At 65.8% G+C, this 12,804-nt stretch carries 10 protein-coding genes; 8 read left to right on the forward strand and 2 right to left on the reverse strand.

Going from position 1 to position 12,804, the window contains the following annotated elements; genetic code table 11:
* The first annotated feature begins 92 nt into the window (after positions 1-92).
* The 7 genes from LJ656_RS07435 to LJ656_RS07465 all read left to right on the forward strand — a co-directional run bounded on the left by LJ656_RS07435 (position 93) and on the right by LJ656_RS07465 (position 8,163).
* Positions 93-2,078, forward strand: a complete 1,986-nt coding sequence (locus tag LJ656_RS07435) for a sigma-54-dependent Fis family transcriptional regulator (protein ID WP_230508623.1) — start codon at positions 93-95, stop codon at positions 2,076-2,078.
* 230 nt (positions 2,079-2,308) lie between these two features.
* On the forward strand, positions 2,309-3,511 hold the full coding sequence (locus tag LJ656_RS07440; protein ID WP_230508624.1) for an ATP-NAD kinase family protein: 1,203 nt from the start codon (positions 2,309-2,311) through the stop codon (positions 3,509-3,511).
* Positions 3,512-3,536: 25 nt separating this feature from the next.
* On the forward strand, positions 3,537-4,526 hold the full coding sequence (locus tag LJ656_RS07445) for a thiamine pyrophosphate-dependent dehydrogenase E1 component subunit alpha (RefSeq protein WP_230508625.1): 990 nt from the start codon (positions 3,537-3,539) through the stop codon (positions 4,524-4,526).
* Between the two features lie 35 nt (positions 4,527-4,561).
* Positions 4,562-5,581, forward strand: coding sequence for an alpha-ketoacid dehydrogenase subunit beta (locus tag LJ656_RS07450; protein WP_230508626.1), 1,020 nt, complete (start codon positions 4,562-4,564; stop codon positions 5,579-5,581).
* Positions 5,581-6,702 (forward strand): acetoin dehydrogenase dihydrolipoyllysine-residue acetyltransferase subunit, encoded by a 1,122-nt coding sequence (locus tag LJ656_RS07455; RefSeq protein ID WP_230508627.1) that lies wholly within the window; start codon positions 5,581-5,583, stop codon positions 6,700-6,702. The genes LJ656_RS07450 and LJ656_RS07455 overlap by 1 nt, the downstream gene beginning before the upstream one ends.
* 95 nt (positions 6,703-6,797) lie before the next feature.
* Positions 6,798-7,565, forward strand: a complete 768-nt coding sequence (locus LJ656_RS07460; protein ID WP_230508628.1) for a lipoyl protein ligase domain-containing protein — start codon at positions 6,798-6,800, stop codon at positions 7,563-7,565.
* 145 nt (positions 7,566-7,710) lie between these two features.
* Positions 7,711-8,163: a DUF3237 domain-containing protein gene (locus LJ656_RS07465; protein WP_230508629.1), complete on the forward strand. Its 453-nt coding sequence runs from the start codon at positions 7,711-7,713 to the stop codon at positions 8,161-8,163.
* Between the two features lie 20 nt (positions 8,164-8,183).
* Here the strand turns inward: LJ656_RS07465 and LJ656_RS07470 are convergent, their stop codons facing one another.
* Together LJ656_RS07470 and LJ656_RS07475 are read right to left on the reverse strand one after the other, a co-directional pair.
* On the reverse strand, positions 8,184-9,443 hold the full coding sequence (locus LJ656_RS07470; RefSeq protein ID WP_230508630.1) for a hypothetical protein: 1,260 nt from the start codon (positions 9,441-9,443) through the stop codon (positions 8,184-8,186).
* Positions 9,444-10,280: 837 nt separating this feature from the next.
* A complete protein-coding gene (locus LJ656_RS07475) occupies positions 10,281-11,315 on the reverse strand; it encodes a GGDEF domain-containing protein (protein WP_230508631.1) in 1,035 nt (344 codons plus the stop codon).
* A gap of 327 nt (positions 11,316-11,642) precedes the next feature.
* Between LJ656_RS07475 and LJ656_RS07480 the strand changes: the two genes are divergently transcribed.
* Entirely contained in the window at positions 11,643-12,761 is a 1,119-nt protein-coding gene (locus LJ656_RS07480) for an NAD(P)H-dependent flavin oxidoreductase (protein WP_230508632.1), read from the forward strand.
* Positions 12,762-12,804: the final 43 nt, after the last annotated feature.

The following is a 12,804-nucleotide window of genomic DNA, read 5'->3' on the forward strand; positions in this document are numbered from 1 at the left end:
CCCGGGCGCGCGCGACGCGTGCCCGGCGCGCCGGTCCCGGATAAAAGTACAAACGTGTCCGCCGTCTGATGTGGCGGGCACAGGAGACAACGATGGACGTGCGGCAACGCGATCACATCGAAACCGTGGTGCTGACGACCGCCGGCGCAGCGCCGGTGGCCGCCCGGATGCACGATGCAATCATCCAGAGCTCGTGGCAACGCTGCGTGCACCAGTACGGCCTCGATCCGACCCGAATGCAGGCGGCGCGCATCGTGCCGCAAACGCGGTTGCGCGAGCATCAGCAACGCCTCGACGACTTCGCGCGAATCGCCCGTTATGGGCTCGAAACGCTGTACGGCCAGGTGGCCGGCATGGGTTACGTGGTACTGCTGACCGATGCCGACGGCGTCACCGTCGATTATCTCGGCGACGCCAACACGGATGCGGGGCTGCGTCGCGCGGGCCTCTATCTGGGCGCCGAATGGAGCGAGAACGGCGCCGGCACCTGCGCGGTCGGCACCGCGCTCGCGACCGGCCAGGCGCTGACCGTGCATCAGGCCGACCATTTCGATGCGACCCATATCCCGCTGACCTGCACCGCGGTGCCGCTGTTCGATTCGTACGGCGGGCTGAACGCGATCCTCGACATTTCCGCCCTCAGTTCGCCGCTCTCGAAAGACAGCCAGAGGCTCGCGCTGCATCTGGTGCGGACCTACGCGGGCCGGATCGAGGACGCTTATTTTCTGCGCCGGCACCGGCAGGACTGGATCCTCAAGCTGAGCCCCGGCCCGGAATTTCTCGACGTCAATCCCGAGTACCTGATCGCGCTCGATGCGAACGGCTGCATCGTCGGCCACAATCGCCGCGCGCAGCAGATGCTGACGGCCGAGCCGCGCGTCGCCGCGGGCGGCGGCGGTGTCGCGTTGCTGGGGATGCGCTTCGACACGCTGTTCGATGCGCGCGCGGAGGAGCTGGGCCGGTTCGTTTATTCGCGGCCGAGCGAGCAGCGCATCGTCCGGCTCAGCGGCAGCGGCAAACTGCTCTATCTGAGCGTGATGCCGCCCATGCTGCGGCTGCCCGCCGAAACCCAACTGCCGATTCCGTCGGCGCTGGCGTCGCTGTGCGGCGGCGATGCGGCGCTGTCGCAGCAATTGCAGCGCGCCGCGAAGCTGATCGACGCGCCGATCAATCTGCTGATCAACGGCGAGACCGGCAGCGGCAAGGAGTACTTCGCGCGGGCGCTGCATCAGGCAAGCGCGCGGCGCGACGGTCCATTCATCGCGGTCAACTGCGCGGCGATTCCGGAGACGCTGATCGAAAGCGAGCTGTTCGGGCATCTGCCGCACAGTTTTTCGGGCGCGGGGCCGAAGGCGCGCCGCGGGCTGATTCAGGAGGCCGATGGCGGCACGCTGTTTCTCGATGAAATCGGCGACATGCCGCGAGAGCTGCAATCGCGGCTGCTGCGCGTGCTCGCGGAGGGCGAGGTGCTGGCGATCGGCGCGTCGCGGCCGGTGCCGGTCAACGTGCGGGTGATTTCGGCGACCCATCATCCGCTCGATCAGCTGATCAGCGGCGGGGGCTTTCGCGAAGACCTGTATTACCGGCTCAACGGCGCGCGGTTGGTGTTGCCGCCGCTGCGCGAACGCAGCGATCTGGACTGGCTGATCGACAAGTTTCTCGCGGTGCCGCAAGGGGCGGCCGGCTTCACGCTTGCCGAGGCGGCGCGCGCGCAACTGCACCGGCATCGCTGGCCGGGCAATTTGCGCGAGCTGCGCAATGCGCTCGAATATGCGCGCGCGGTATGCAGCCATCGGCATATCGAGGCCGGCGATCTGCCCGACGGGATCGCCGAGCCGCTTGCGTCGCCTACGCCCGGCGCGCCGGCAAGCGAGACGGCCACCGTGCATCCTCCGGTCACCGATCCGCATACGCTGCCGCCCGAAGCGATGCTGCTCATGCAGTACCTGCGCGCGTCCGGCTGGAACCTCAGCGCGGTCGCGCGGCAGATCGGCATTAGCCGGATGACACTGTATCGGCGGATGGCGCGCTATGGGATCCAGTCGCCCAATCGCAGCGATACGGTCGCGGGCCATTGACGGTACGCGGCTGCCACAGCGCACCGGGACACCTGTCCACCGCGATACAACCGCCGCTGTGACACCTGTCACAAGCGCGTGTCGACCGCACGCTTTTCAGCGGCGGTTCTTCAGGGTAACTACGTAATCTCCGCCGCGCTTTCGCTGCATTTCGCCGCATTTGCGCCGGCCTTCGCATTGGCATGCCTGTTGCAAAAAGCCTGACCGCATCCACCGATCAGGAGACAGGCATGCGCGAAGCTGGCGCGAATCGTTCGCCGCTCGTCGGCATCATCGCGAACCCGGTGTCGGCTCGCGACATCCGGCGTGTCGTCGCCAACGCCAATAGTCTGCAACTGGCCGACCGCGTAAACATCGTGCTGCGCGCGATGGCCGCGCTCGGCGCGTGCGGCGTGACGCGCGTGCTGATGATGCCGGACCGCGAAGGTCTGAAGCCGATGCTCGAACGCCACCTCGCCCGCGAACGCGCGGCGGCGAGCGCGTCTCATACATGGCCGCAACTGGAATGGTTAGCGATGCCAACCACCGCGAGCGTCGACGACACGTTCCAGGCCGCGCGCCTGATGCGCGAAGCGCAGGTCGCGGCGATCGTCGTGCTCGGCGGCGACGGCACCCACCGCGCGGTGGTGCGGGAGTGCGGCCAGGTGCCGATCGCGGGGCTGTCCACCGGCACCAACAACGCGTACCCCGAACTGCGCGAGGCCACGCTGGCCGGGCTCGCGGTGGGCCTATATGCGACCGGCCGGATTGCGCCCGATGCGGCGCTGACTTTCAACAAACGGCTCGACGTGACGCTGAAGGCGGCGAGCGGGGCGGTGCGCGACGACATCGCGTTAGTGGATGTCGCGATCGCGCGTGAACACTACATCGGCGCCAAAGCGCTGTGGCGCACCGATTCGCTCGCGGCCGTCTATCTGGCCTTTGCCGATCCGGAAGCGATCGGGCTGTCGTCGATCGGCGGGCTGCTGGCGCCGCTCGGGCGGTACGAGCCGGGAGGGCTGCACGTGCAGTTGAGCGCGGCGCAGCCGAGCGAGCCGGGTCAGTGCGATGAACGCGGCGCGCCCACCGGTCACGCGCCGCTATTTCATCTACACGCGCCGATCGCCCCCGGCCTGCTGCAACCGGTGCCGGTCTACGGCTGGCAACGGTTGGTCGACGGCGAGCCGGTACGCGTGCGCGAACGCAACGGCGTGGTCGCGCTCGACGGCGAACGCGAGATCACCTTCGGCCCCACCGATCACCTGAGCATCACGCTGCGCGAACGCGCGTTCCGTTCGATCGCGGTCGCCGCCTGCCTGCGCTATGCGGCGCTGCACGGCCTGTTGCGCGGGCGGCCCGGTCTTGCTCTCGCGACGGGCGTCCCGCCGCACGGCACTGCCGAAGCCGCCGGCGCAGCCCCCGCTCCTCCCGCTCCTTTTCCTTCGCCGCTGTAAATCAGAACCTTCACAGGAGACACGCATGACTTCGCAATCTGCTTCGCTACCGTTGGGCCATCGCGAACTGCTCGACTGTTATCGCCGGATGCGCACCATCCGCGAGTTCGAGGAACGCCTGCACGTCGATTTTTCGCGCGGCGACATCCCCGGTTTCGTGCACCTTTATGCGGGCGAGGAAGCCGCCGGCGTCGGCATCCTGCACCATCTGCACGACGGCGACCGGATCGCCAGCACGCACCGCGGTCACGGCCACTGCATCGCCAAGGGCGTCGACGTGATCGGCATGATGAAAGAGATCTACGGCAAGACCGGCGGCTCCTGCAACGGCAAGGGCGGCTCGATGCATATCGCCGATCTGTCGAAAGGGATGATGGGCGCCAACGGGATTCTCGGCGCCGGCGCGCCGCTGATCTGCGGCGCCGCGCTGGCCGCCAAATTTCGCGGCAAGGGCGAAGTCGGCATCACCTTCGCGGGCGACGGCGCGTCCAACCAGGGCACCTTCCTCGAAAGCCTGAATCTGGCCGCCGTGTGGAATCTGCCGGTGATTTTCGTGATCGAGAACAACGGCTATGCGGAAGCGACTTCGCGCGACTACGCGACGGCCGTCGACAGCTACGTCGATCGCGCGGCCGGTTTCGGCATTCCCGGCGTCACGGTGGACGGCACCGATTTCTTCGCAGTGCACGAGGCCGCCGGCGAAGTGATTCGCCGCGCGCGCGAAGGCGGCGGCCCGTCGCTGCTCGAATGCAAGATGGTGCGCTTTTACGGCCATTTCGAGGGCGACGCGCAGACCTATCGCGCGTCCGGCGAACTGGACGAGATCCGCGCGAACCGCGACTGCCTGAAGATTTTCGCGGCGCGGGTGATCGAGGCCGAGGTCCTCACGCGGGCCGAGCTGGAGGCGATCGACCACGAGGTCGGCGCGCTGATCGAGCGCGCGGTGCAGGAAGCGAAGGCCGCGCCGCTGCCGAAACCGGCCGATCTGCTCACCGACGTCTACGTGAAGTACTGACCCGCGAACCCGACGAATCCAGAGGAATCCGTATCATGGCCCGCAAACTCAGCATGAAGCTGGCGATCAACGAAGCGATCGACCAGGAAATGACCCGCGATCCGAGCGTGATCATGCTCGGCGAAGACATCGTCGGCGGCTCCGGCGCCGATGGCGAGAAAGACGCCTGGGGCGGCGTGCTCGGCGTCACCAAGGGACTGTACGCGAAGCACGGCGACCGCCTGCTCGACACGCCGCTCAGCGAAAGCGCGTATGTGGGCGCTGCGATCGGCGCGGCAGCCTGCGGGATGCGGCCGATCGCCGAATTGATGTTCATCGATTTCATGGGCGTGTGCTTCGACCAGATCTTCAATCAGGCCGCCAAATTCCGCTACATGTTCGGTGGTAAGGCCGAGACGCCGGTGGTGATCCGTTGCATGGTCGGCGCCGGTTTTCGCGCGGCCGCGCAGCACTCGCAGATGCTCACGCCGCTGTTTACGCACATCCCCGGGCTGAAGGTGGTTTGCCCGAGCACGCCGTACGACACCAAGGGGCTGTTGATCCAGGCGATCCGCGACAACGACCCGGTGATCTTCTGCGAGCACAAGAACCTGTACGGCTTCGAAGGCGAAGTGCCGGAGAACTCGTATGCGATTCCGTTCGGCGAGGCGAACGTCGTGCGCGACGGTAAGCAGGTGTCGATCGTCACTTATGGGCTGATGGTGCATCGCGCGTTGGAGGCCGCGACGCAGCTCGCGAAGGACGGCATCGACGCGGAAGTGATCGACTTGCGTACGCTCTCGCCGCTCGATATGGACACGGTGCTCGAATCGGTCGAGAAAACCGGCCATCTGGTCGTGGTGGACGAGGCGAGCCCGCGCTGCAATATCGCGACCGATATTTCCGCGCAGGTCGCGCAACAGATTTTCGGCGCGCTGAAGGGGCCGATCGAAATGGTCGCGCCGCCGCATGTGCCGGTGCCGTTCTCGCCGACACTCGAAGATCTTTATATTCCCAGCGCCGGGCAGATCGTGGACGCGGTCCGTCGCACGCTCGGCACAGGAGGCAAGCACTGATGAGCACGTATATCACCCCGATCGTGATGCCCAAGTGGGGGCTGGAAATGCGCGAGGGCACCGTGCAGGACTGGCTGGTGGCCGAAGGCGAGCGCATCGAAGTCGGCCAGCCGCTGCTCGACGTGGACACCGACAAGATCTCCAATGCCGTCGAGGCGACCGACGCAGGCCTGTTGCGCCGCATCGTCGCGCAAAGCGGCGACACGCTGCCGGTCAAGGCGCTGCTCGGCGTGCTGGCCGACAGCGAGGTCAGCGACGCCGAGATCGAGGCCTACATCGCCGCATACGAGGTGCCGGCCGCCGGCGACGACGAAGAGGACAGCGGGCCGGCGTTCGACTATGTGGACGTCGGCGGCATTCGCGTGCGCTATGCGCGACGCGGACCGGAACAGGGCACGCCGGTGCTGTTCATTCACGGTTTTGGAGGAGACCTCAACAACTGGCTGTTCAACCTCGATGCGATCGCGGCCAAACATCCGGTGATCGCGCTCGATCTGCCCGCGCATGGCCAGAGTCAGGCGGCGTTGCCGGGCGCCTCGGTCGATGCGTTGGCCGACTTCGTGCGGGGCTTCCTGGAGGCGGCGCATGTCAACGGTCCGGTGCACGTTGTCGGCCATTCGATGGGCGGCGCGATCGCGATGCAGATGGCCGTCAGCGCGCCCGCGCAGGTCGCCAGTCTCGCGCTGGTCAGCCCGGCCGGTTTCGACAGCGAGATCAACAGCGGCTATACCGATGGCTTCGTGCAGGCGCAATCGCGGCGCGAGCTGAAGCCGGTGCTGGAACAGCTGTTCGCGGACCCCGAACTGGTCAGCCGGCAGATGATCGACGATCTGCTCAAGTTCAAGCGGATGGACGGCATCGAGCCGTTGCTGGCGGAGCTGGCCGGCACGCTGTTCAAGGACGGCAGGCAATCGGCGATACTGGCGGACCGGCTCGCCGGCGTGGACAAACCGGTGCTCGTGTTGTGGGGCAAGGACGACCGGGTGATTCCGTCCGCTCAGGCGGCGAGGGCGCCGGCCGGCGCGCAGGTGATCCTGTTCGACGCGACCGGCCATATGGCGATGCTCGAGAAGGCCAGCGAGGTGAACGCGGCGCTGCTGCGGCATCTCGCAGGCGGCTGACGGGCGAGTTCGCGCAAGCTCGGGCGACCGTTGCGCGAGGGTCCGGCCGGGTCGCCATGGCCGGACTCGCGGTCGCTTTTATCGTGCTCATGCCTATGCCATTCGAGATTGTCGATATCGAGGTGGGCCGCGCCGACCCGCTCGCCGCGGAGATGGAGTTGTTGTCGCTGGCGGCGGCGGGGCGGTGCGTCGCGCATCTTTGGCAGGCGCCGCTTTCGCTGGTGGTGCCGCGCAGTTACCGGCGCTTCGGTGAGTTCGAGCGTGCGCGCGCCGAATTCGCGGCACGCGGGTGTCCGGTGTATCTGCGCATGTCCGGCGGCGGGCTGGTGCCGCAAGGGCCGGGCATTTTGAATCTGAGCCTTGCGTATCCACTGCGGGGCACCGTCGGCGACCGCTCCGAGACGGTCTATCGACACCTGTGCGCGATCATCGCCGACGCGCTCGGCACGCTCGGGCTGCGAACGCATTGGCAGACGGTGGAAGGCTCGTTTTGCGACGGCCGCTTCAATCTGGCGTGGGGGCCGCCGGACGATGCGCGCAAGATCGCGGGTACCGCGCAGTATTGGCGGCGGGTGGAGGGGGCGTCGACGTCGCCGTCAGCAGCAGCGGTCGCGCCGTTGCACGTCGTGCTGGCTCACGCGGTGTTGCTGGTCAGCGCCGATTCGCAGGAAATCAATCGGCGCGCCAACGAGTTCGAGGACGCGATCGGCAGCGGCCGGCGGTATCTCGCCGAGCGCGTGGTTAGCGTGAAGCAGGCGCTGGCGTTGCGTGGCGACCCCTCAGCGGGGCGGCTCGACGAGCGGGTCGCGGCGGCGCTGCGGGCGTGTGTGGTGGCGGCAGGGCCGCCGGCCGACGGCGCTTGATCCTGAGCGTGCCTCACGCACACTCCGAGTTTGTACCGGGCGTTTCATGTACCTCTTCTATTATCAGGGCCCCTGATAGAGAATCAAACGTTCGAAACGCTTGCCCGGACCGCCTGGCAGCCCGGTATAAACAGGAGACTCACGCATGCAACCCGTTCTGACCCATATCGCCGACATCACAATCGAAGTCGGCCAACCGGTGACGGTCGGCGACACCGGCGACGGATTGCGCCGCGTCGTGCCGATTCTCGGCGGCACCATCCGCGGCGAGATTTCCGGCGAAATCTGCGCGGCCGGCGCGGACTATCAACTGATCCGCGCCGACGGCTTCACGACGCTCGACGCCCGCTACGCAGCGCGTCTCGACAACGGCGAGCATCTTTTCATCGTCAACACCGGCGTGCGGTTCGGACCCATCGACGTGATGGAGCGGATTACCCGCGGCGAACCCGTGCCACCGGAGCAGGTGTACTTCCGCACCACGCCGCGCTTCGAAACCACATCGGCCGCACATGCGTGGCTGAGCCGCCATATCTTCGTCGCGTCGGGTATCCGGCGCCCCGACTGCGTCCAGTTGCAGGTGTTTCGCGTCGAGTAGTGTCGATTACACGTCGCGAATCAATTGTCCGGATTATTCGCGACAAAACTCTTGAACGCGTTATACGGCGCGCTGATCGGCTTGCCGTCCACCATGATCCCGTAGGTCTGGTCGCCGCTATCGAGCACGTAGTACATCACCGACTGAACATTGCTCGTCTTGCGCCCGCCGTAGTACTTGCCCAACCGGCTCGTGACGAAACTGGCACGGTAGTCCTCGTTCTTCTCCGGACCCGTGTTCCATTCGGTGATGATGAACGGCACCCCATAGCGCGCCTTGCAATAGGCGGGCAGATCGAAGCCCGGGCCCGCGCCGTCGCTGCCGATGTTGAAGATATCGCCGTACACCTCGTAGTTGTGCCAGGTCGTGATGTCCCAACGCACCTTCGGATAGCCGCCCGAGCCGTCCGGTTGCATGCCGTCCCACAGCGCGTCGGACGCGCCGATGTCGGCGACGCAGAAGTTGACCCCGCATTTCGCGTCGGATTGCACGGCCTTCACGCCGTCGATCATCCCGCGCATCGCGCCGCGCATGATCGGCCAATTGCGGTTGTTGAAGTCGACCACCTTGGTGCCGGCATACGTAAAGTTGAGCACCGTGTCGTTCTGGCGCGTCAGCTCATTACCGCATTCGTAGATCGTCACGCCGTATTGCTTCAGCGCGTTGGCGATGTTCATCGCCGCCTGCTGCGCACTGTTGTATGCGGCCGATTCGCTGCTAAACAGATTGCCGACCGAATCGTAGATGCCATGGTTGATCAGCACCAGCAGCGTCATCCCGTTCGACTGGAACGCCTGCGCCAGTTTGGAGACCGCATAGATCTGGTTCGGATCGTCGGTACAGCCGACCCGATAGCTCGTGCAACCCATGTCCTTCAGGATCGAGATGAGTTTGGCCGGCGTGTACGTGTAGTCGAAGTGGCCGTTCATCCCGTAGAACGAGCCCGCGGTGGCGGCGACCGCGACGCGCGGATCGCTGCACGGCAGCCACTGGTCGGCGTCGTTGCACACGTAGAACTGTCCGCCGGTGCCGACGTGCCAGATCCTGCCGCCGTACCACAGCAGCAGCGACACGTTATACGTATTGCCGACGGTGCTGCCGTTGCGATAGATGACGCCGTCCTTGACCGTCCACTTGGAGCCGCTCTTGTCGACGATGGTCGAGGCCGACGGGATCGTGGTGCCGTCCGGCGAGGTGCCGGACACCTGTCCATATGCGTTCATCAGATAGCTGCCGCCGACAGCCGTCAGGCAACCGAGAAATTGACGTCGTGTAATCATCGCGAATGCGTTTCCACCGGAATAGTTTTGAAAGAGAACCGGCAATTGCTTGCCGGGGCTTCAGAAAGACGACACGAGCGCGAACCCATTACCCAGTACTCCTGACTGGTAACGATGAGGTTCCACTCGCCTGATGCGTGACAACGGAGAACGACTGCCTTACTGCCGCGTCACGGCTGGCCGGTTAGTGCCGGCTGGCCGCGACGATTTGAGCCCGGAGGTTGCGAGTCACGGCGCGGGGGCCATGACGATCCGCGAGCCCGGCATGCCGGGCCGTTTCTCCGAGGAAGACGGCGACTTGCGTCGCCTGGCTGATGCGCTGTGCCGACTCGTGAGTCGGAAAAAGTCACTGCGTCAGCCCGTTCGATGGGGGTGAATAATACCGGCTTTGTCGGATTATTTGGATGCTTCTTGCTCGATTAGCGGGAATTTTCCAGAGATCGCTTTTCGCGAAGGAGATCGGCCTTTTTGTACCGGACGGTGAATTCGTTCGGAGTCCCGAAATCGGCCGATTCGACGTGGTCCGGTAAGAATTAGACATTCGTTCCGGGAACGCCGGTTGCGCGGCGACGCGCGATCAGTCAGGTTCGCGCGAAACCGGACGACAGAAGGGCGGGATCAGACAGAATTACCGGCGGGCGCGAATCGATCAGTGTGATGAAAATGCGCGCGGGTCGAGAACATTTTTTCGGAATCGACCCTGCTTATAAGGGTAATCCCCCCGTGCGCAAAGAAGGCGAGTACTCATCTGGAGGCGAGCCGCGTGCGCTTCATGCAAACAGGCGGACCCTGGGGGTCCGCCGGCGCAGCACATTGCAGTGTTGCGATGTTGCGGTGTCAGGCGGAAGTTGGCTGACCGTTGTCGCGGGTTCTCGCGCGTTGCCGGTCGCGCTTGTTCTCATACATTGCCGCGTCGGCGAGCGCGATTGCCTGATCCGCACTGACGAAGTGCACCGCGACCACGCCGACGCTCAGCGAGATCGGGTCCGCCGAGTAGCGGCCCGACAGGCTCGCGCCATCGGCCGCCGCGGCGATGCGCGTGCGAATGTCGTCCGCGCTGCGGTTCGCCTGGGCGGCGTCGAGCGGGCCCGGGCTCACGAACGCGAATTCGTCGCCGCCGAGCCGCGCGACCATATCGCCCTCGCGCGTGACACTGCGCACGAGATGCGCGCACGCGGTCAGATGACTGTCGCCGGCCGCATGGCCGTATTGGTCGTTGATCTTCTTGAAGCCGTCAAGGTCGATCATCCCGACGATCACATACGCGCCGTCTCGCGCGGCGCGCGCGAGCAGGCGGTTCAGTTCGTCGAGGAACGCGCGCCGGTTGGGCAGGCCGGTCAATGGATCGGTCAGCGCGGACTTCGCGAGGTACTCGTTCGACTGCCGCAGTTCTTTCAGAAGGCGTTCACGTTCGAGATGCTGGGCGATGATCCGCGAGAACAGATTGAGCGCGCTGCGCGCGCGCGGGCCGATCATCTGGCTTTGCTTGCTGGCCGCGCACAGCGTGCCGATCACAAGGCCGTTGCTCGCGCAGATCGGCGCGCTCGCATAAGTCTCGATGCCGAGCGCTTTGGCCGCGTCGCTGTCGGGCCACAGCGTACTGACGCTGGCAGTGAAGCGGCAGCCTTCTTCGATACAGCGCTTGCACAGCGTGTCTGCCCACGGTACTTCGAGGCCCTCGGGGATCTGCAACTCGCCGGTGTTGCGCGCGAAGTCGACGAACTGGATGCCTGCTGCTTCATCGATCGAGGTCAGATACACCGACTCCAGGCCGGTGACGATCTGCAGCATTTCGAGCAGCGGCCTCGTCAGCTGCTCCAGGCTTTCCGCCGAAGCCACCGATTCCGAAAGCCGCTCGAGCATTGATTCCATGAATACCTCGTTTGAACTGGAGTGGCTCAATTGAACAGGACTGTAACAGCACAGCCGCCAGTATATTTGACCGGATCGCCTGCCGACCGGGTCAGGTATCGCGGTAAACGCCGTGCCGGTTAGTACGGTTATCGGCACCGGCACGCGCGATCTTTCGCGGACGGATCAATCCTGCGAAGTCGAGCGCTGCGCAAGGATCGACCGGCGCCCGCGACGCACGCAAAAATGGATTACATTCTGTCGTCCAACAGGCCGGATCGACCCGCTCGAGCCCGAGACCTTCGCCGCCTCAACCCCAATCCTTAACGTAGAGGATCGTGAACGACCATGAGCACTCCAGCGCAAACAACGAACAAAGACGGTAAGCGAGCGTTGCTGAGCACCCTCGGCATCCACAAGCCGATCATCCAGGCGCCGATGGCCGGCGTCACCGCGCCGGCGCTGGCCGCCGCGGTCTCGAACGCGGGCGCGCTCGGTTCGCTCGGCGTCGCCGCGATGAACGTGGAGAATGCGCGCAACGCGATCCGGCAGACCCGCGAGCTGACGACCCGGCCGTTCAACGTCAACGTGTTCTGCCATCGCCCGGCGACGTCGGATGCGGCCGTCGAGCGCGCCTGGCTCGACTGGCTCGAGCCGGTATTTCGCCAATACGACGCGACGCCGCCGCAAACGCTCACGGAGATTTACACGAGCTTCGTCGCCGATGAAGCGATGCAGAAAATGCTGCTGGAAGAAAAGCCGGCGGTCGTGAGTTTTCATTTCGGCTTGCCGCCCGATGCGGTGATCGCCCGCCTCAAGCACGCGGGCATCCGTCTGCTGGCGAGCGCGACCCAGCTCGACGAAGCGGCCGCGGCGGTCGAAGCGGGCGTCGATGCGATCGTCGCGCAGGGGATCGAAGCGGGCGGCCATCGCGGCACCTTCGACACGACCGAGCGCGACGAGCGCCTGGGCACCTTCGCGCTGACGCGCCTGATCGCGAGCGAGTTCGACGTGCCGGTGATCGCGGCCGGCGGCATCATGGACGGCGCCGGCATCGCCGCCGCGCTCGCGCTCGGCGCGCAGGCCGCGCAACTGGGCACCGCGTTCGTCGCCTGTCCGGAGACCTCGATCGACGACGCGTATCGCGCGGCCCTGCTCGGCGACGCCGCGCGTCAGACCACCCTCACGGCGGCGATTTCGGGGCGCCTGGCGCGCAGCATCGTCAATCGCTTCACCGCGCTCGGCGAGGACCCGCACGCGCCGCGCGTGCCGTCCTATCCGATCACCTACGACGCGGGCAAGGCGCTGAACGCGGCCGCCAAAGCGGGCGGCGAAACGGGCTACGGCGCGCAGTGGGCGGGGCAGGCCGCGCGACTCGCACGCTCGTTGCCGGCCGCCGAACTGGTCGCGCAACTGGAGCGCGAGACGCGCGAGAGTATCGAGCGGCTGGGCAAGGGTTGGGCGTGATCCCTTCGTTTCGACGTCCTACAATTATCCGGTTGTCCGACGC

The sequence above is a fragment of the Paraburkholderia sejongensis genome, from assembly GCF_020880815.1.
Lineage (GTDB): Bacteria > Pseudomonadota > Gammaproteobacteria > Burkholderiales > Burkholderiaceae > Paraburkholderia > Paraburkholderia sejongensis.